Annotated in this window: 14 protein-coding genes; 13 read left to right on the plus strand and 1 reads right to left on the minus strand. The window is 61.6% G+C overall.

Annotated elements, in window-relative coordinates:
• The first annotated feature begins 30 nt into the window (after nucleotides 1-30).
• The 11 genes from PMW67_RS07870 to PMW67_RS07920 all read left to right on the plus strand — a co-directional run bounded on the left by PMW67_RS07870 (nucleotide 31) and on the right by PMW67_RS07920 (nucleotide 13,267).
• Entirely contained in the window at nucleotides 31-792 is a 762-nt protein-coding gene (locus PMW67_RS07870; protein WP_161156345.1) for a 4Fe-4S binding protein, read from the plus strand.
• A 294-nt stretch (nucleotides 793-1,086) separates the two neighbouring features.
• Complete coding sequence (locus PMW67_RS07875) at nucleotides 1,087-1,599, plus strand: PTS sugar transporter subunit IIA (protein ID WP_158563755.1); 513 nt, start codon at nucleotides 1,087-1,089, stop codon at nucleotides 1,597-1,599.
• Nucleotides 1,600-1,617: 18 nt separating this feature from the next.
• A complete protein-coding gene (locus tag PMW67_RS07880) occupies nucleotides 1,618-2,472 on the plus strand; it encodes a PRD domain-containing protein (RefSeq protein ID WP_271739404.1) in 855 nt (284 codons plus the stop codon).
• A 99-nt stretch (nucleotides 2,473-2,571) separates the two neighbouring features.
• Nucleotides 2,572-4,188 (plus strand): PTS transporter subunit EIIC, encoded by a 1,617-nt coding sequence (locus PMW67_RS07885; protein ID WP_124786033.1) that lies wholly within the window; start codon nucleotides 2,572-2,574, stop codon nucleotides 4,186-4,188.
• A 3-nt stretch (nucleotides 4,189-4,191) separates the two neighbouring features.
• Complete coding sequence (locus PMW67_RS07890; RefSeq protein ID WP_161194831.1) at nucleotides 4,192-5,574, plus strand: 6-phospho-alpha-glucosidase; 1,383 nt, start codon at nucleotides 4,192-4,194, stop codon at nucleotides 5,572-5,574.
• Between the two features lie 256 nt (nucleotides 5,575-5,830).
• The gene (locus PMW67_RS07895; RefSeq protein WP_271739407.1) at nucleotides 5,831-7,663 is read left to right on the plus strand and encodes an NAD(P)-binding protein; all 1,833 of its coding nucleotides are present in this window, start codon (nucleotides 5,831-5,833) and stop codon (nucleotides 7,661-7,663) included.
• The gene (locus PMW67_RS07900; RefSeq protein ID WP_271739408.1) at nucleotides 7,657-9,468 is read left to right on the plus strand and encodes a [FeFe] hydrogenase, group A; all 1,812 of its coding nucleotides are present in this window, start codon (nucleotides 7,657-7,659) and stop codon (nucleotides 9,466-9,468) included. Before PMW67_RS07895 ends, PMW67_RS07900 begins: the two co-directional genes overlap by 7 nt.
• Before the next feature lie 2 nt (nucleotides 9,469-9,470).
• Nucleotides 9,471-10,523, plus strand: a complete 1,053-nt coding sequence (locus PMW67_RS07905; RefSeq protein WP_124786036.1) for an ABC transporter substrate-binding protein — start codon at nucleotides 9,471-9,473, stop codon at nucleotides 10,521-10,523.
• A gap of 3 nt (nucleotides 10,524-10,526) precedes the next feature.
• Complete coding sequence (locus PMW67_RS07910) at nucleotides 10,527-11,903, plus strand: ATP-binding cassette domain-containing protein (protein ID WP_271739409.1); 1,377 nt, start codon at nucleotides 10,527-10,529, stop codon at nucleotides 11,901-11,903.
• Nucleotides 11,904-12,117: 214 nt separating this feature from the next.
• Nucleotides 12,118-12,321, plus strand: coding sequence for a type II toxin-antitoxin system RelB/DinJ family antitoxin (locus PMW67_RS07915; RefSeq protein WP_055252556.1), 204 nt, complete (start codon nucleotides 12,118-12,120; stop codon nucleotides 12,319-12,321).
• A 34-nt stretch (nucleotides 12,322-12,355) separates the two neighbouring features.
• Entirely contained in the window at nucleotides 12,356-13,267 is a 912-nt protein-coding gene (locus PMW67_RS07920) for a CPBP family intramembrane glutamic endopeptidase (protein WP_161194834.1), read from the plus strand.
• On the opposite strand, the gene PMW67_RS07925 is transcribed toward PMW67_RS07920, so the two are convergent.
• Nucleotides 13,264-15,402 carry a YgiQ family radical SAM protein gene (locus PMW67_RS07925; RefSeq protein ID WP_271739411.1) on the minus strand — a complete coding sequence of 713 codons (2,139 nt, stop codon included), beginning with the start codon at nucleotides 15,400-15,402 and terminating at the stop codon, nucleotides 13,264-13,266. The genes PMW67_RS07920 and PMW67_RS07925 overlap by 4 nt on opposite strands.
• 253 nt (nucleotides 15,403-15,655) lie before the next feature.
• Between PMW67_RS07925 and PMW67_RS07930 the strand changes: the two genes are divergently transcribed.
• Nucleotides 15,656-16,372 carry a YoaK family protein gene (locus PMW67_RS07930; RefSeq protein WP_118377270.1) on the plus strand — a complete coding sequence of 239 codons (717 nt, stop codon included), beginning with the start codon at nucleotides 15,656-15,658 and terminating at the stop codon, nucleotides 16,370-16,372.
• 165 nt (nucleotides 16,373-16,537) lie between these two features.
• On the plus strand, nucleotides 16,538-17,704 hold the full coding sequence (fucO, locus tag PMW67_RS07935; protein WP_161194836.1) for a lactaldehyde reductase: 1,167 nt from the start codon (nucleotides 16,538-16,540) through the stop codon (nucleotides 17,702-17,704).
• Nucleotides 17,705-17,854 lie beyond the last annotated feature (150 nt).

Here is a 17,854-nt window from a genome sequence, read left to right on the forward strand (position 1 = left end):
CGTCGTCAGGCGTAGGGGGAGGGTGCCTCGATGGACGTATTCGAAATTGTGTTTAGTCCGACGGGTGGAACGCGGAAGGTGTCTGGCCTTGTGGCCGGGGCGCTGGACAAAAATACCGTTACCGTCGATCTGACCGATAGCGGGCTAGATTTCAGCGCCGTCTCGATGACTGAGGACGACGTGGCCGTAATCTCTGTGCCGGCGTATGCCGGTAGAATCCCGGCTGTGGTGGCTGACCGGTTGGGCATAGTGCGCGGCAACGGGGCTCGGACTGTTTTGGTTTGTGTATACGGAAACCGCGCGTTTGAGGACACGCTCGTAGAGTTGGAGGACGTTGCGAAGCGCGCCGGATTTAGGGTGGTCGCAGCGGTTTCTGCTATTGCTGAGCATTCCGTTGCTCGTCAGTTTGCTGCTGGGCGACCGGATGCGCAGGATGCGGCGCAGCTCGCAGAGTTTGCGCAGCAAATTCAGCAGAAGCTGTTGGCTGAGGATGCATCCGAGCCCTCTATTCCCGGCAATCGTCCTTATAAACAAGCTGGAGGTCACCGCATGGCACCCGAGGCAACAGAGGATTGCGTCTCCTGCGGTGCATGCGCCGCGGCGTGCCCCGTTTGCGCTATCGACAAGGGCGACCCCAAGCGAGCAGCTGACGAGGCGTGTATCTCCTGCATGCGCTGCATCGCCGTATGTCCGCGAGGCGCTCGCAAGCTTGATCCCAACAAGCTATCCGCTGTTTCCCAGATGCTGAGCAAGGTTTGCGTCGTGCGGAAGGAATGCGAACTCTTCATCTAGCGCATACGAAATTGGTGCAATGGGGCCAGAGCAAGGAGTGTCCCTGGGTGCCGGCAGAAAAGGAACGTCCCCAAGTGCCGCTTAAATACCGTTTATCGAAGAAAAAATACCGCTCACCGGTCATAATGATTGTTCTGGCTTTGGGCTTGTCTACAATAGCTCCCGTAAAAAGAAATGCGGAAGGTTACCGAGTCCCTCGGACGTGGGCCTAACCAAAGTCTTTGAACGGATGTGTCTCTATGGACGCATTCGCTTGATTTTGGTTGGGCTATATTTATGAAGGGACATGCCACCATGGGTTTCTTTTCTCGCCTGATGGGCGGTTCGGATGAGCAGAAGACTGCAACTTCCGAGTTCGAAATCCTCGCTCCCGTTTCCGGCGAGCTTGTTCATCTGGAAAAAACCAATGACCCCGCTTTTAGCAGCCGTGCCGTGGGCGATGGCGTTGCCGTGGTTCCCCAAGAGGGAACGGTGTGCGCTCCTGTCTCCGGTACCGTCGCGGCGCTGTTCCCGACCGAGCACGCGCTGGGTATCATGTCCGACGACAGCTCTGCTCAGGTGATGCTGCATATCGGAATCGACACTGTTAAACTTGAGGGCAAGGGCTTCCATGCGCTTGTTGCTCAGGGTGACCATGTCGACGCGGGCCAGCCCCTCGTCGAGGTCGATTTCGACGCGGTCCGCGCCGCCGGCTTCGATCCCACGGTCTTCGTTATCGTGTGCGAGCGTTCGGAGAACTCGACTCTTCGTGAGCACGCTTCCGGCCCTGTTGCTGTTAAAGAGCCTGTCGTCTGGCTTTCCGAGTAAATTCTTGTGGTGGGTACCGTGGTTATCAAGCGAGTTTTCAACAACAACGTCGCAATGGTCACTTCGGACGATGGCTCTGAGCTCATCGTCATCGGTCGAGGCCTCTGCTTTGGCCGTCATGCCGGCGATGCCATCGACGAGGCATCGGTCGAAAAGACCTACGCGTTGCAGGAGGGAACTTCTCAGGATTCGCGTACGATTGACCGCTTGGCACATCTTTTAGAGTCCATCCCCACCGTCAACCTCGTGATTTCCGAGGACATCGTTCAGATGCTTCGTCGAGAGCTCAATGTTGATATCAACGACAAGATTCTCATTGCTCTCGCAGACCATATCAGCCTTGCTTTGGAGCGCGAGCGCAAGGGCGTCCCCTGCGAGAATCCGTTGCTGCTCGAGATCCAGCAGTTCTATCGCAAGGAGTATGCGCTTGCGGGCCGTGCGCTGCAGATTGTCAAGGAGTATATGGGCATCCAGATGAGCGAAGAAGAGCAGGGTTTTATTACGCTGCATATCGTCAACGCCACCATGCCGCAACGCTCCGACCTTCTCATCATCTCGGTCCAGCTTGTTCGCGACGTGCTCACGATTGTTTCCGAGCGCTATGCTACGACCCTCGATGACACCTCGCTGCCCTATGAGCGTTTCGTTCGTCACCTGCAGTTTTTCGCACAGCGAGCGCTCGATCCTGCGGCCGGGCAAATCAATGGCGACGCGCTGTTCCGAATCGATGAAACGGCGTATCCGTGCGCATTCTCGTGCGCGGACGCCATAGCTGCCCACTTGTCGTCTACCTATAACGTTGTCGTTACCGATGCCGAGAAGAGTTATCTCGCATATCACATTGTTAACCTGCTTGGAGAACCTGGTCTCTAGGCATAACGTGCCCACACATCGATTGATATAAGGCAGGGCTCACGGTCTTGTCTAGGGCACATCTGTCTTAATTTGCGGAAAAGGAAGGGGAGTACCGCTATGACCGCAAAAAAGAAGTTCAATTTCAAAGCGCCGTTGGAGGTGTTCGCGAAGTCAATCGTCCAGCCGATGATGTATCTCTCGGTTGCCGGCATTCTGCTCATCGTGGGCATTATTCTGACCAACAAGACCATTTGCGCCTTGATCCCCGTACTGGGCTCCGGTCCGTTCCAGCTTGTGGGCACCGTTGTCTATCAGTCGCTGATGTTTATCATCAACAACCTCTCGATTCTGTTCTGCGTGGGCATCGCCGGCGCCATGGCAAAGAAGAACAAGGGCCATGCTTCGCTGATTGCCCTGATGTCGTTCTTCCTGTTCCTGCAGGCTAACAACATCGTGCTCAACGCCACCGGCTCTCTTGCCGAAGCGAGCGGCATGCTCGGTCTTACCGGAACCGGCCAGAGCACCGTTATGGGCATTCAGGTGCTCGATACCGGCGTGTTTGGCGGCATCATTCTTGGTTGCATCACCGGTGCCGTGTTCAACAAGTACTCGAACAAGCAGTTCCCCATTGCCCTTTCGATGTTCTCGGGCGTTCGTTTTCCGTTCCTGATCATGATCATCATTTCCTGGATCATGGGTGCTGGCTTCTGCATCGTTTGGCCTCCGGTTCAGGGTGCCATCTCCTCCGTTGCCGGCATCATTAAGGAGTCGGGCAACATCGGTCTGTTTATCTACGGCATGCTCAACAAGCTGCTCGTTCCTACCGGTCTGCATCACCTCATCTACACCCCGTTCCAGTTCTCCGATGTGGGCGGCACCCTGACGCTGGGCGATCAGGTTATCGCCGGCGCCTATCCCATCCGTGTTGCCGAGATGGCAATGACGGGCCAGCCCTTCTCCGATAGCACCTATTTCAACAGCTACACCTTCAACAACCTGTGGCCCTACATCGGTATCGGTCTCGCCTTTATCTTCACCGCTTACAAGGGGAACAAGGATAAGACCAAGGCCGTTATCATCCCGCTGATCATCACCGCCGTGCTCTCCTGTGTCACCGAGCCCATGGACTTCCTCTTTGTCTTTGCCGCTCCCGTGCTCTTTGTTGTTCACTCGGTTCTTTCCGGTATCTTCCTGGTCCTGCTCAAGGTCCTCTCCGTGCCCGCTTCGACTGCAGGCGGCATCATCAACATCGTGGTTTCCAACCTGGTCCTTGGTGTCGATAAGACCAACTGGCCGATGATGCTCGTGCTCGGAGTCGTCAACGCCGCTCTGTACTTCTTCCTCTTCACCTTCCTTATTAAGAAGCTCAACCTCCACACGCCTGGCCGCGAGGAGGAGTCCGAGCTCGCCGAGTCCGTTGCCGAGGGCGAGGCCGCCGCGTCTGTCGCGGTGAAGCAGGGCGCTGTTGCCGCAGCTCCCGCAGAGGGCGTCGATGCAGGTATTGCCGACCTGGTCGCAGGTCTTGGCGGCAAGGACAACATCGAGGAGCTCGAGAACTGCTTTACACGTCTTCGCGTGAACGTTAAGAACCCGGACCTCATCGATGAGAACCTCATCAACCACGTGCCCAACAGCGGCATCAACCGCAACGGCAACAATATCCAGATCATCTTTGGCATGAAGGTCGCCGAGATGCGCGACAAGGTCGAAAACGCAATTGAGAAGGAGCAGTAAACAATGATCATTACTCTGTGTGGTGGCGGATCCACCTTTACCCCTGGCATCGTCAAGTCCATCGCTCTGCGCAAGGACGAACTCGACGTTGACGAGATTCGTCTGTACGACATCAACGAGGAGCGCCAGCGCAAGATCGGCGTGCTCGTGGACTGGATTCTGCACGAGGACCTCGGCCTGGACATCAAGCTCACGGTGACCACCGACAAGGAGACGGCTTTTGCCGACGCGAGCTTCGTGTTTGCCCAGATGCGCGTGGGCGGCTACGCCATGCGCGAGCAGGACGAGAAGATTCCGCTGCGCCATGGCTGCGTGGGCCAGGAGACCTGCGGTTGCGGCGGCCTTGCCTACGGCATGCGCACCATCTTCCCCATGGTCGAGCTGATCGATGACGTTGAGAAGTACGCCAAGAAGGACTACTGGATTCTCAACTACTCCAACCCTGCCGCCATCGTGTCCGAGGGCTGCCGCGTGCTGCGTCCTAATGCTCGCATCATCAACATCTGCGACATGCCGATCGCGATCATCGATGTGGTTTGCGCCGCACTCGATATCGACAAGAAGGATGTCGAGTACGATTACTTTGGTCTCAACCACTTTGGTTGGTTCACCTCGATCCGCCACAAGGGCGAGGAGGTGCTCCCGCAGCTGCGCGAGTACATCAAGGAGCATGAGATTCTGCTGCCCGACTCCTACCTCAAGGGCATGGGCTCGCTCATGGCAAAGAAGCCCGAGGAGGCCACTGACGAGCACCCCGAGCAGAACCGCCACACCAAGGGCAGCTGGTACTACGTCTGGAAGGGCGAGTACGAGATCATGGAGTGCTTCCCGGAGTACCTGCCCAACACGTATCTGAACTACTACCTGCAGCAGAAGGAGTTCGTCGAGCATTCCAACCCCGAGCGCACCCGTGCTAACGAGGTTGAGGAGACGCGTGAGAAGAACCTCTTCGACGGCATCGACCACTACGAGAAGACGGGCGAGATCGACGAGAGCACGTTCTATGCGGGCAGCCACGGCGACTGGATTGCCGATCTGGCTATCGCTCTGAAGAACGACACCAAGCAGCGCTTCCTGGTCATTTGCGAGAACAAGGGCGCTATCCCCAACATGCCCTACGACGCTATGGTCGAGCTGCCTGCCTACATTGGCAAGAATGGCCCCGAGGTCATCAGCCGCGACAACATTCCTCTGTTCCAACAGGGCCTCATGATGCAGCAGCTGAACTCCGAGAAGCTCGTGGTCGAGGCTACGATCGAGGGTTCTTACGAGAAGGCGCTCAAGGCCTTTACGCTGAACAAGACCGTGCCTTCGATGAAGGTCGCCAAGGAGGTTCTCGACGACATGATCGAGGCCAACAAGGGTTACTGGCCCGAGCTTAAGTAAAAGCAACAGGGTCGCTGGCCGCATACCTGGAGCAATGCCCCGTCCACGTGATTGCGTGGGCGGGGCATTGTCATTTGGTAACGCGTTTTACCAAATATGGCATTTATCTGCGGTAATGTTCTATTTCACCGCCGAGGGTGACATTTCATACCGCCTGCCGAACTGCATGGAGACCTAACAACTTTTTAGGTCAGTGTTGTGCGTGTAGCAACTTCGCCCGGCCTCGCCTCCGGGCTGCCATGTGAGAGGGGATCTTATGGCTCGACTGCACGTAATGGAACGCAGCCACGCTCAGGCCGTCATGGACGACCTGCACGATGCGCTCGGACGCCGTCTGGCGGTGAGTTCGCTCGCCCCGTGCCCCGTTGAGTTTACGGCAGCGCTCGTCAATCTGTGCTCCACCCAGAGCTGCGGCAAGTGCACGCCCTGCCGCGTGGGCCTGAGCGCGCTGAGCGACCTGCTCGCCGATGTGCTCGAGGGCCGCGCCGACGAGTCCACGCTCAACTTGATTGAGCGCACCGCCCGCACCATCTACCTTTCGAGCGACTGCGCCATCGGCTACGAAGCTGGCGCCATGGCACTCACGGCCATTCGCGGCTTCCGCGACGATTTTGAGCATCACATCCGCGAGCACTCCTGCGGCTTTGACCGCGAGGCCCGCGTCCCGTGCGTTTCGGGCTGCCCGGCGCACGTCGACATTCCCGGGTACATTTCGCTGGTCGAGGCCGGCCGCTATGCCGACGCCGTCAAGGTCATCCGCAAGAACAATCCGCTGCCGCTCGTCTGCGGCCTGGTGTGCGAGCATCCCTGCGAGATGCACTGCCGCCGTGGCATGGTCGACGACCCCATGAACATCCTCGCCCTCAAGCGTTTTGCCGTCGAGCACAGTGACCTCAACGACCACAAGCCGCATGTAGTGGACAACACCGGCAAGCGCGTCGCCGTGATCGGCGGCGGCCCGGCCGGCCTTTCCTGCGCCTACTACCTGGCCGTGATGGGCCATAAGGTGACCATCTTTGAGCAGCGCCACCACCTGGGCGGCATGCTGCGCTATGGCATCCCCAGCTATCGTCTGCCGCGCGAGCGCCTGCAGGCCGAGATCGACTGGATCTTGAGCGCCGGCATCGACGTTGAGCTCGATCACTCCGTCAACGGCGAGGAACTTGCCCGCCTGCGCGACGAGTTCGATGCCGTCTACCTGGCCATTGGCGCCCACAGCGATAAGAAGCTCGGCCTTCCGGGCGAGGAAGCGCTCGGCGTGGAGTCGGCCGTCAAGATGCTGCGCGCCATCGGCGACGACGAGCTGCCCGACCTGAGCGGCCAGCGCGTGTGCGTCATCGGCGGCGGCAACGTGGCCATGGACGTGGCGCGCTCCGCCGTGCGCTGCCGTGCCGAAAAGGTGAGCATCGTCTACCGCCGTCGCATCTGCGACATGACGGCCCAGGACGCCGAGATCGCCGGCGCCCAGGCCGAGGGCTGCGAGGTGCTGGAGTTGACCGCCCCGCTCGCTATCGAGACGGGCGAGGAAGGTCGCGTGAGTGGCCTGCACGTGCAGCCGCAGATTATCGGCGAGCCCCGTCGTGGGCGTCCGGCCCCGCGTGCCGCCGCCACGCCCGAGCGCGTCATTCCCTGCGAGCGCGTGTTTGTGGCCATTGGCCAGGACATCGATTCCAGGCCGTTTGAGGACATGGGCATCGCTTGTAAGTGGGGCTGCGTGGTCACCGATTCGGATGGCGCCGTGCCCAACTTCGATGGCCTCTTTAGCGGCGGTGACTGCCAGACCGGTCCCGCCACCGTCATCCGTGCCATCAACGCCGGCCGCGTGGCTTCGGCAAATATCGACCGCTACCTGGGCTTTGACCACAAGATCAAGCTCGAGGTCGAGCTGCCGACCGTCCAGTTTAAGGGCAAGCATGAGTGCGGCCGCTGCGAGCTGGGCGAGCGCGAGGCCGGCGAGCGTATTCACGATTGGGATCTGGTCGAGCAGGGTCTCACCGAGCAGGAGGCGCGCCAGGAGGCGAGCCGCTGCCTGCGTTGCGATCACTTTGGCTTTGGCGCGTTCCGCGGAGGGAGGAACCTGGAATGGTAGAGCCCAACAACACCACCGTCAGCGACAACACCGAAAACGGAGCGCATAACATGGTCAAGCTCACTATCGATAATTGCGAGGTCGTGGTTCCCGAGCACACCACGATCCTGGATGCGGCCAAGTCCGTCAGCATCCAGATTCCCACCCTGTGCTACCTGCGCGATCTAAACGAGATCGGCGGCTGCCGCGTATGCGTGGTCGAGGTTGAGGGCTGCGACCAGCTGGTTGCCGCCTGCAACAACTACGTGCTCGACGGCATGGTGGTCCACACCAACAGCCCCAAGGCCCGCGAGGCGCGTCGCACCAACGTGCAGCTGCTGCTGTCCCAGCACGACTCGCGCTGTACGAGCTGCGTGCGCAGTGGTAACTGCAACCTGCAGACCATCGCCAACGACCTGGGTATCTTCTATCTGCCGTACGAGCAGCACCTGGCGCGCGAGGGCTGGGACTTCGATTTCCCCATCATCCGCGATAACGACAAGTGCATCAAATGCATGCGCTGCATCAAGGTGTGCGAGAGCGTGCAGGGCTTAGGGATTTGGGACCTGACCAACCGCGCCACGCATACCGCCGTGGGCACCCGCGGGCGTGCGCCGATCGGCAAGACCGATTGCGTCGCGTGCGGTCAGTGCATCACGCATTGCCCGACGGGCGCCCTGCGCGAGCGTGACGATACCGAGACCGTGTTCGACGCCATCGCCGATCCCGACAAGATCGTACTGGTGCAGATTGCGCCGGCCGTGCGTAGCGCCTGGGGCGAGGAGCTCGGCATTCCGCGCGAGGAGGCCACCGTTGAGCGCCTGGCTTGCGCCCTGCGCCGCGTTGGCTTTGAGTACGTGTTCGACACCGATTTCTCGGCCGACCTCACCATTATGGAGGAGGGCTCCGAACTGCTCGAGCGCCTAGGGAAGGCCGTCAAGGGCGAGGGCGACACCCACGGCTGGCCCATGTTCACGAGCTGCTGCCCGGGCTGGGTACGCTTTGTGAAGGCACGTTACCCCGAGTTTGTCGACAGCCTGTCCACGTCAAAGTCGCCGCAGCAGATGTTCGGCGCCATCGCCAAGACCTACTACGCCAAGGTGCTGGGCGTGGAGCCCGAGCGTCTGTTCGTGGTGTCCGTTATGCCGTGCACGGCCAAGAAGGCCGAGCGTGCGCTGCCGAGCATGATGGGCGAGGGCGGCGCGCCCGACGTGGACGTTGCACTGACGGTGCGCGAGATGGTGCGCATGATCCGCGCGAGCCACGTGAGCGTGGACACGCTTACCGAGGAGCCGCTTGATACGCCGCTGGGCTTTGGCACGGGCGCGGGTGTGATCTTTGGCGCCACGGGCGGCGTGATGGAGGCCGCCGTGCGCTCGGCCTATTACCTGGTGACGGGCAAGAACCCCGACGCCGACTTCTTCACCGACGTGCGCGGTCTGGACGGCTGGAAGGAAGCAGTGGCCGATATCGAGGGCACCAGGGTGCGCGTCGCCGTGGCGCACGGACTGGGCAATGCCGCCCGCCTGCTCGACGCGATTCGCGACGGTTGCGTGAGCTATGACTTTGTCGAGGTCATGGCGTGTCCTGGCGGCTGCGTCGGTGGCGGCGGTCAGCCCATCCACGACGGCTGCGAGCTGGCAGCTGAGCGCGGCCAGGTGCTGTGGGGCCTGGATGCCGCTGCGGACATTCGCTTCTCGCACGAGAATCCCGATGTCCAGGCGTGCTACCGCGAGTTCTTGGGCGAGCCACTCTCGCCGCTGGCCGAGGAGCTGCTGCACACCGACCATCACGCATGGACGATGCCTAACGAAGGGAGGTGCTAACGATGCGCGCGTTTACTGTTGAGATGACGCGCCGGGGGTTTGCCTCGGCGCTTGCCGCGGGTGCGTTGTCGCTTGCGCTGGTTGGCTGTGGTGGCGGGTCTGCCGGTGCCGGGTCCGCCGCGGGCTCGGCTGCCGGCGGGGCTGCGGGCGCCGCGGGGCCGGTCGAGGTGCACGTCGCCTCGCTCAAGGGCCCGACGTCGATCGGTCTGGTGAGGTTTATGGACCAGGCGGCGAGCGGCGAGACGGACAACGAGTTCGACTTTGCGATCAACACCGCCGCCGACGAGATCGTGCCCAAGGTCATTCAGGGCGATATCGACATTGCCCTGGTGCCAGCCAACGTGGCGAGCGCGCTCTACAACAAGACCGAGGGCGCGGTGCAGGTCATCGACATCAACACGCTGGGCGTGCTGAACGTTGTGACGGGCGATGCGAGTGTGGCCTCGTTTGGCGACCTGGCGGGTCGCACCGTCTACATGACGGGCAAGGGCACGACGCCGGAGTACGTCATGAACTACCTGCTGGAGCGCGCGGGCCTGACCGGCCAGGTGACGCTCGAGTTTAAGAGCGAGCCCACCGAGGTGCTGTCGGCGTTGCTTGCCGATCCGTCTGCCGTGGGCGTGCTGCCGGAGCCGTTCAAGACCGCTGCTATCGCCAAGAGCGAGGGCAAGCTGTCGGCACCGGTGAGCCTGACCGATGTGTGGGACGAGCTGGCAGGAGACACGGGCTCGCGCTTGCTGACGGGTGTGACCGTGGTGCGCCGCGCGTTTGCCGAGGAACATCCCGAGGCCGTGGCGGAATTCCTGAGCTGCCACGAGGCGAGCGTGAAGGCTGTCAATGCGGCGCCGTCAGACTGGGCGCAGGCCGTGGTCGATGCCGGCATCGTGGACAATGCCAAGATCGCCGAGAAGGCGATTCCCGGGTGCATGCTTGTCTGCCAGACGGGCAAGGATATGAAGGCGGCACTTAGCGGGTATCTGCAGGTGCTGTCCGACGCGGACGCGAGTGCCGTGGGTGGTAAACTTCCGGCTGACGATTTCTGCTACTTGGAGTAGCCCGTGCGTGCGTTTGCTCGACAAATGACAGAGCGTATGAAGGCGGTGGCGGCAGCAGGTGCCGTCGCCGCCTTTTGGCTTGCCGTGTGGATCTTTGCGGCGTCGCTGGTGGCGCAGCCGCTGATCTTGCCGGGGCCGGGTGCTGTTGCCTTGGCGCTTCTGCGCCTGGTGTGCGATGGCGGTACCTGGGCGATTTTGGCGGGCTCGGGCGCGCGGATACTGGGCGGGCTGGCGCTTGCCGCGGTGTGTGGTGGTGTGCTTGCCGGGATTTCGTCACGTTCGCGGGCGTTTGCGCACCTGGTGGCTCCGGCGCTGTCGTTTGTAAAGGCGACACCGGTCGCCTGCGTGGTGGTCCTGTTGCTAATCTGGCTGGGGTCGGCGCGCGTGAGCATCGCGGCAGTCTTTTTGATGGCGCTGCCGGGCGTGTATTTTTCGCTGGCCGAGGGCTTGGCACAGGTGAATAAACCGCTGGAGCAGATGTTCCGTCTGCATGGCGTGCGCGGCTGGCGACTGTTTTGCGCCCATACCTGGCGCGAAGTCCTGCCGTTTGTGCTTTCGTGTGCGCGTGCCGTGATTGGCATGAGCTGGAAGGCCGGCGTGGCAGCCGAGCTCATCGGCATGGCGGTGGGCACCGTGGGTGAGCGCATCTATCAGGCGAAGCTTTTGATCGAGACGGCTGATCTGCTGGCGTGGACCGTGCTGGTCGTTGCCGTCTCGTGGGCGTGTGAGCGCGTGCTGGTGTGGCTGCTGCGGGTTTCGGGACCCGTGGCGTGGCGCGTGGCCGTGCGGGCGCATGGGCGCGGCGCTCGCGGGCGTGCGGGGGCTGCCGGGGGCGGCGCTGCGGCGGAGCTTGCGCTCGCCGTGGGCGAGCGGGCGCCCTGGGCTCCGGCGCTCGACGGACTGACACTCCGTGTGCCCGCCGGTGGGCGCGCCTGCGTGATGGGCGCCTCGGGTGTGGGCAAGTCGACGTTGCTTGCGCTGGCTGCGGGGGAGTGCGCGCCGTGCTCCATGGTGTTTCGGGACGTGCGCTTGGTTGAGGACGTTTCGGCTTTGGAAAACGTGCTGGTGTGCGCCGACGCGCGCGTGGACGCCTCGGGTGCCGCGGCCCTGCTGCGCCTGTTGGTGCCGGGGGTCGATTTGCATGCTCGCGTGGCCGAGCTCTCGGGTGGGCAGCGTCGTCGCGTCGAGATTGCCCGAGCACTGCTGTGCCCGGGCGGCGCGGTGATTCTGGACGAGCCCTTTACCGGCCTGGATGTCGTCGCGCGCGATGCGACGGCCGAGGTCGTGCTCGATCTGCTCGACGGTCGCACGCTCCTACTCGCCACACACGATGCCGCTGACGCTCGGGCCCTCAATATCTCGGACATCATCACGCTCTAAATACTTACTCAGCAACATAATAATCCGTTTTTCTCCGTCCCCATGGGGCGGGTGTGGTATTCTATCTGCGGGGTAATACTTAGGAATACCAAGTAATACCAATGCCGTAGAAACAAACTCAGGATGCGGGCCAATCGGGTTGCCTTCACAGTCCGTCGCCCAGCCGCGTGGCCCGCATCTATCCGCACCACCGTCGTTTCAAAAAGGAAGCGCCATGGCAGAACACATGACCCCGGTTGTCGCGAAGGTCTTGCCCGAGGAAAAGGCGGCCTTCGCGGCGGCAACTCAGCTCGTGGGCACCACGCCGTCCAACGCCATCCGCATGTTTATCGCCGCGTTCAATCGCTGCGGCACCTTCCCGTTCGACATTTCGCCCAACGGGGCTTTTGGCGCTGCGCCCGATTCTCATCAACAATGACTGTCCCCAAGTGCCGGGTTTTGAGGAGGTCGGCATGCTCAATGCGCTGGTTTGGGCGCTTGCCTGTTTTGGTGTCGTCGCTGCCGATATTGCCCTGAGCATTGTTTTGTTCTCCGCGCTGGACATCGTGTCGGCACTGACGGGTTTCCCGATCGACAATCTCGATATTCAATGGTTTCAGGCCGCCGCTCAGACGGCGTCGTTTTTGATGGCGCTGCTGTGGTGGCGCTATCTGTGGCCCCGCTCCTTCATGGCGCGCCGGCAAGGTGAGCGCCCGCTCGGCGGGGGAGCAAATGCTGCATGGAAGCGCATCGCATGCGTTGTCGTGATCGGCCTATCCATGCAGGTGGTCATTAGCTACCTATGCGACGGCGTGCTGTCGCTGCTGCCCGAGGTTGCGGCAGACTATAGCGAGCTCGTCGAGGAAACAGGCATGGGCGATACCAACCTTCTTGCCGTCCTGACCACGGTGCTTGGTGCGCCGTTTTGTGAAGAGCTCCTGGTACGCGGCGTCATCTTTGAGTTTTCACTCCGGGCGTTTAACTCCCAATGTCGCCCACTTTGGAAGCGGCGGCGTCATGCGAGCGCGCAGGACGGCGCCATGGTGCCCTGGGCGGCCCCGAGCACGTGGGGTATCGCCGCGGCGGTCGTGCTGCAGGCGGCGATCTTCGGTTTTATGCACATGAACTGGGTGCAGGGCTGCTATGCGGGCGCTGCCGGCCTCATTTTTGGCTGGGTGCTCGTGACGACCGGGAAGCTCCGCTACACGATCCTGCTACACTTTGCCTTTAATGCCGGGTCGTATCTCATGACGTTGCTCTGGTTTGTGAACACGCCGTTCGACGTGGTAATCACGGTCACCATCGCCGGCATCATCCTCGTGGAGGCGATGCGCTCACTGCGCCACGCATGCGAGATGGGCATAGCGACAGCACCGCTGCCCTAATTGCGGCGTCCGCCTCCGTTGGCGCCCTGACGCCCCTGAGCTGCACGGTTGCGGCCGGCGGTGTTCTGCGCACGCGACATGCCGCCGTGCCCCTTGCTGCCCTTGGGGCCCTTGCCGGCGCCACCGTGGGCCTTGCCGCCCTTCTTGCCGGTGCCATGCCCGCCGCCGGCAGAGGTCTCGCCCGGGCGTGGCGGCACGGGGCGAATCAGGCAATGCTTGGTGTAGCCGATCAGATCGCGACGGCCAGCCTTTTCCAGTGCCTCGCGCACGAGCTTGTAGTTCTCGGGCTTGCGATATTGGATGAGCGCGCGCTGCATAGCCTTCTCGTGCGGGTCGCGCGCCACATAGATCGACTGCATGGTGCGCGGGTCAACGCCGGTGTAGTACATGCAGGTGCTCATCGTGGACGGGGTGGGGTAGAAGTCCTGTACCTGCTCGGGCATGTAGCCCATGTCGCGCACAGCCTCGGCAAGCTCCACCGCTTCCTTCATCGTCGAGCCGGGGTGGCTCGAGATCAGATACGGTACTACGTACTGCTTGAGTCCGTATTCGCGGTTCAAGCGTTCAAATTTACGACAGAACGCATCGTAGACGGCGCGGCTCGGTTTGCCCATTACGGAGAGCACCGCATCGCTCACGTGCTCGGGTGCCACGCGTAGCTGGCCCGAGACATGGTGCTCCAACAGCTCGCGCAAAAACTCGTCCGAGGCGTCGGCCATGGTGTAGTCAAAGCGGATGCCGCTGCGGACGAAGACCTTTTTGACGCCCGGCAACTGGCGCAGATCGCGCAGCAGCTGCGTGTAGCCGCTTTCGTCGACCACCATGTTCTTGCACACGCTCGGCCATAGGCAGCGCTTGTTCTTGCACACGCCGTGCTTGAGCTGCTTGTCACAGGCCGGGCGGCTAAAGTTAGCCGTCGGTCCGCCAACGTCGTTGATGTAGCCCTTAAACTCGGGATCGCGCGTGAGCAGCTCGGCCTCGCGCATGATCGAGTCGTGGCTGCGCATCTGCAGCACGCGGCCCTGGTGGAAGGTGAGCGCGCAAAACGAGCACTCGCCAAAGCAGCCGCGGTTAGAGCTGATGGAAAACTTGATCTCGGCAAAGGCCGGCACGCCGCCCGCGGCGTCGTAGTCGGGGTGCCAATCGCGTGCGTAGGGGAGTTCGGCGACCTCGTCCATCTCGTCGGTGGTGAGTGTCGCCGACGGCGGGTTTTGCACCACATAGACGCTGTTGGGGTAGGGTTCTACCAGGCGATGCCCGGTGATGGGATCCATGTTCTGCTGCTGCACGTTAAAGCTGCGGGCGTAGTTGAGCTTGTCGGCAGCAAGGTCGTCCCAGCTGGGCAGCAGGTCGTAGTCGTAGACCTCGTCGAGCGAGTTGGTACGGTAGACGGTGCCGTTGATATAGGTGATCTGATCGACGGGCAGTCCCGCGTCGAGCGCGTCGGCGATCTCGACGATCGCGTGCTCGCCCATGCCGTAGATGAGGATGTCGGCGCCCGAGTCGAGCAGTACCGAGCGCTTGAGCTTGTCCTGCCAGTAGTCGTAGTGGGCCAGACGACGCAGGCTCGCCTCGATGCCGCCGATGATGATGGGCGCGTCCTTGAACGTTTGGCGGATGAGGTTGCCGTAGACCGTGACGGCGCGGTTGGGGCGGTGCCCCTCTTTACCGCCAGGGGTGTAGGCATCGGTGTGGCGACGATGCTTGGTCACCGAGTAGTGGTTGACCATGGAGTCCATGTTGCCGGCACTGACGAGAAAGCCCAGGCGCGGCTCGCCGAGCACGGTGATGCTGGCGGGGTCGGTCCAGTCGGGCTGACAGATAATGCCCACTTTGTAGCCGTGCGCGTCGAGCACGCGGCTGACGATGGCCATGCCAAAGCTGGGATGGTCCACGTAGGCGTCGCCGCAGATGTAGACAAAGTCGCACTGGTCCCAGCCGCGCGCATCCATGTCGGCGCGACTGACGGGGAGAAACTTATCGCGGCCCGGACGCCAGGGGCGGGCGGGCGTCGCTTGGGAATGCTTGGTGCGGGCGACCGTGGCCTGCGCCTTACCGCCGCGCTTTTGCTGCTGGCCCTGTTTGCCCTGCTGACTGCGCTGGTTGTTCTGAGCGTGCTGAGGCTTTTTTGCCACGATCCCTCCCGGTGTTTGTATGCTGCACGTAATTGTAACCAGTCTTTTTGGGACGGGGCTAAAAAGACTGGTGGAGTACATGGGTTGGCGGATCGGCGTATCGATGCGGGTGCCGTTTGTTTCCAGACTGTGTATCTGCGCGTTGGGGAGCCCGTCTCGCGCGCATGCCATGTTGTCAATGGGTTACAGTATGAACGGCGGCTATGTTTCCGCCAACGCACGAGAGAGTCGTCAACAAGGAGGATGCACGACGATGCAGCGTGCCAAACAGATATCGGAGTCCATCGAGCTGGGCATCATCTTGGCGCTCGCCGGTGGCTTTATGGACGTTTATTCGTACATTGGGCGCGATCATGTTTTCGCAAACGCGCAGACGGGCAATATCCTGCTCGTGGGCGTGAGCATCTCGGAGGGCAACTGGGCGCTGGCGGGGCGCTACTTCTTCCCTGTGGTGTCGTTTGCTGTGGGTATTATGCTTGCCGACCTGGTTCACGAGCGGTTTGGCAGTGTGATTCACTGGCGCCAGGTGACGGTGTTTTTTGAAGCCGTTATCTTGCTGGGCGTGAGCTTTATCCCGGGCGGCGGTTACAACCTGCTCGCCAACTGCCTCACTTCGTTTGCCTGCGGTATGCAGGTAGAGAGCTTCCGCAAGATCCACGGTCACGGCATCGCTACGACCATGTGCATCGGCAACTTGCGCAACGCGCTACAAAACGTGGATGATTACATCATCACCCACAGGCGCGGCTTTTTGGAAAACGGCCTGCTGTACTTTGGCGTGATCTTTACCTTTGTGTTTGGCGCCGTGTTGGGCAACTGGTGCATTGAGCGCATGGGCCTGCACGCCATCGTCGTGGCGAGCTTGCTGCTGTTTGTCGCGTTTGCCATCATGTTCATCGACCGCGAGCGCGACTTGCGCTTACGCTGGAAGGTTGCGGCCGAGGCTTGGAAAGAGGGCTGCCGAAAGTAACCGAATGCGGCAAAGGGGCTGTCCCTTCGCCGCATTATTTTTCATCATATGTTGAAACGCTTTAACACTTTTGATGTTCTCGCGTGTTTTTTGTTACAAAAGCGTTAGGATGGGACTCATAGCGCGGGGCGTAATGGGTGCCCCGCACACGATAGGAGGCTATCAATGGCTAATCGTTTCGTTCTCAATACCATCTCTTATCATGGTTCCGGCGCCATCAAGGAGATCCCCGGCGAGCTCCAGCGTCGCGGCTACAAGAAGATCTTCGTCTGCTCCGATCCCGACCTGGTCAAGTTTGGCGTTACCTCTAAGGTGACCGACGAGCTCGACGCCGCCGGCATCGCTTGGAGCCTCTACTCCGAGATCAAGCCCAACCCCACCATCCAGAACGTCAAGGACGGCGTCGAGGCCTTCAAGGCCGCCGAGGCTGACGCTATCGTGACCATCGGTGGCGGCTCTTCCATGGACACCGCCAAGGCCATCGGCATCATCATCAACAACCCTGAGTTCGCCGATGTCCGCAGCCTCGAGGGCGTTGCTCCCACCAAGAACCATGCCGTGTTCACTATCGCCGTGCCGACGACCGCCGGTACCGCTGCTGAGGTGACCATCAACTACGTCATCACCGACCCCGAGAAGGTCCGCAAGTTCGTGTGCGTCGACACCAACGACGCCCCCGAGGTCGCCGTCGTCGACCCCGACATGATGGCTTCCATGCCCGCCGGCCTTACCGCTTCCACTGGCATGGACGCCCTGACCCACGCCATCGAGGGCTACACCACCAAGGGCGCTTGGGAGCTCTCCGACATGTTCCACTTTGAGGCTATTAAGCTGATCAGCGAGAACCTGCGCGACTCCGTCGCCGAGGCCAAGTCCGGCCAGCCCGGCTCCGGCCGCGAGGGCATGGCTCTTGGCCAGTATGTCGCCGGCATGGGCTTCTCCAATGTCGGCTTGGGCATCGATCACGCCATGGCCCACACCCTGTCCGCTCACTACGATACCCCGCACGGCGTCGCTTGCGCCATGCTGCTGCCGATCGCCATGGAGTTCAACAAGCCGGTTTGCGCCGAGCGTCTGGCCAAGGTTGCCGTCGCCATGGGCGTTGACACCACGGGCATGAGCACCGACGAGGCCGCCGACGCCGCCATCGCCGCCGTCAAGCAGCTCTCTGCCGACGTGAACATCCCGCACGTCTGCGAGGCCATGAAGGCTGACGAGATCGAGGTCCTGGCCAAGGACGCCATGGCTGACGCCTGCTTCCCGGGTAACCCGCGCGAGGCGACGCTCGACGACGTCATCGAGCTCTTCAAGAAGATCTGCCCGGCTGCCTAACTTGGTTCGGCGGGCCCCTGCCCGTTAGCCCCACAATCGTCCTCGGACATGTCGGAAGCCCCCGCTGCGCACTTGAACTGCGTCCCAAATCTTGGACGCCCTAAATAGCGACTAGGCCGCGAGGGCCTGATTCCGGAACTCCTCCGGGGT

Source organism: Collinsella aerofaciens, assembly GCF_028209395.1.
Taxonomy (GTDB): Bacteria; Actinomycetota; Coriobacteriia; order Coriobacteriales; family Coriobacteriaceae; genus Collinsella; species Collinsella aerofaciens_AZ.

Coding starts and splice junctions, on each gene's coding strand:
- PMW67_RS07870 (WP_161156345.1), top strand. CDS start 31: ATGGACGTATTCGAAATTGTGTTTAGTCCGACGGGTGGAACGCGGAAG.
- PMW67_RS07875 (WP_158563755.1), top strand. CDS start 1,087: ATGGGTTTCTTTTCTCGCCTGATGGGCGGTTCGGATGAGCAGAAGACT.
- PMW67_RS07885 (WP_124786033.1), top strand. CDS start 2,572: ATGACCGCAAAAAAGAAGTTCAATTTCAAAGCGCCGTTGGAGGTGTTC.
- PMW67_RS07890 (WP_161194831.1), top strand. CDS start 4,192: ATGATCATTACTCTGTGTGGTGGCGGATCCACCTTTACCCCTGGCATC.
- PMW67_RS07895 (WP_271739407.1), top strand. CDS start 5,831: ATGGCTCGACTGCACGTAATGGAACGCAGCCACGCTCAGGCCGTCATG.
- PMW67_RS07900 (WP_271739408.1), top strand. CDS start 7,657: ATGGTAGAGCCCAACAACACCACCGTCAGCGACAACACCGAAAACGGA.
- PMW67_RS07905 (WP_124786036.1), top strand. CDS start 9,471: ATGCGCGCGTTTACTGTTGAGATGACGCGCCGGGGGTTTGCCTCGGCG.
- PMW67_RS07915 (WP_055252556.1), top strand. CDS start 12,118: ATGGCAGAACACATGACCCCGGTTGTCGCGAAGGTCTTGCCCGAGGAA.
- PMW67_RS07920 (WP_161194834.1), top strand. CDS start 12,356: ATGCTCAATGCGCTGGTTTGGGCGCTTGCCTGTTTTGGTGTCGTCGCT.
- PMW67_RS07930 (WP_118377270.1), top strand. CDS start 15,656: ATGCAGCGTGCCAAACAGATATCGGAGTCCATCGAGCTGGGCATCATC.
- fucO (WP_161194836.1), top strand. CDS start 16,538: ATGGCTAATCGTTTCGTTCTCAATACCATCTCTTATCATGGTTCCGGC.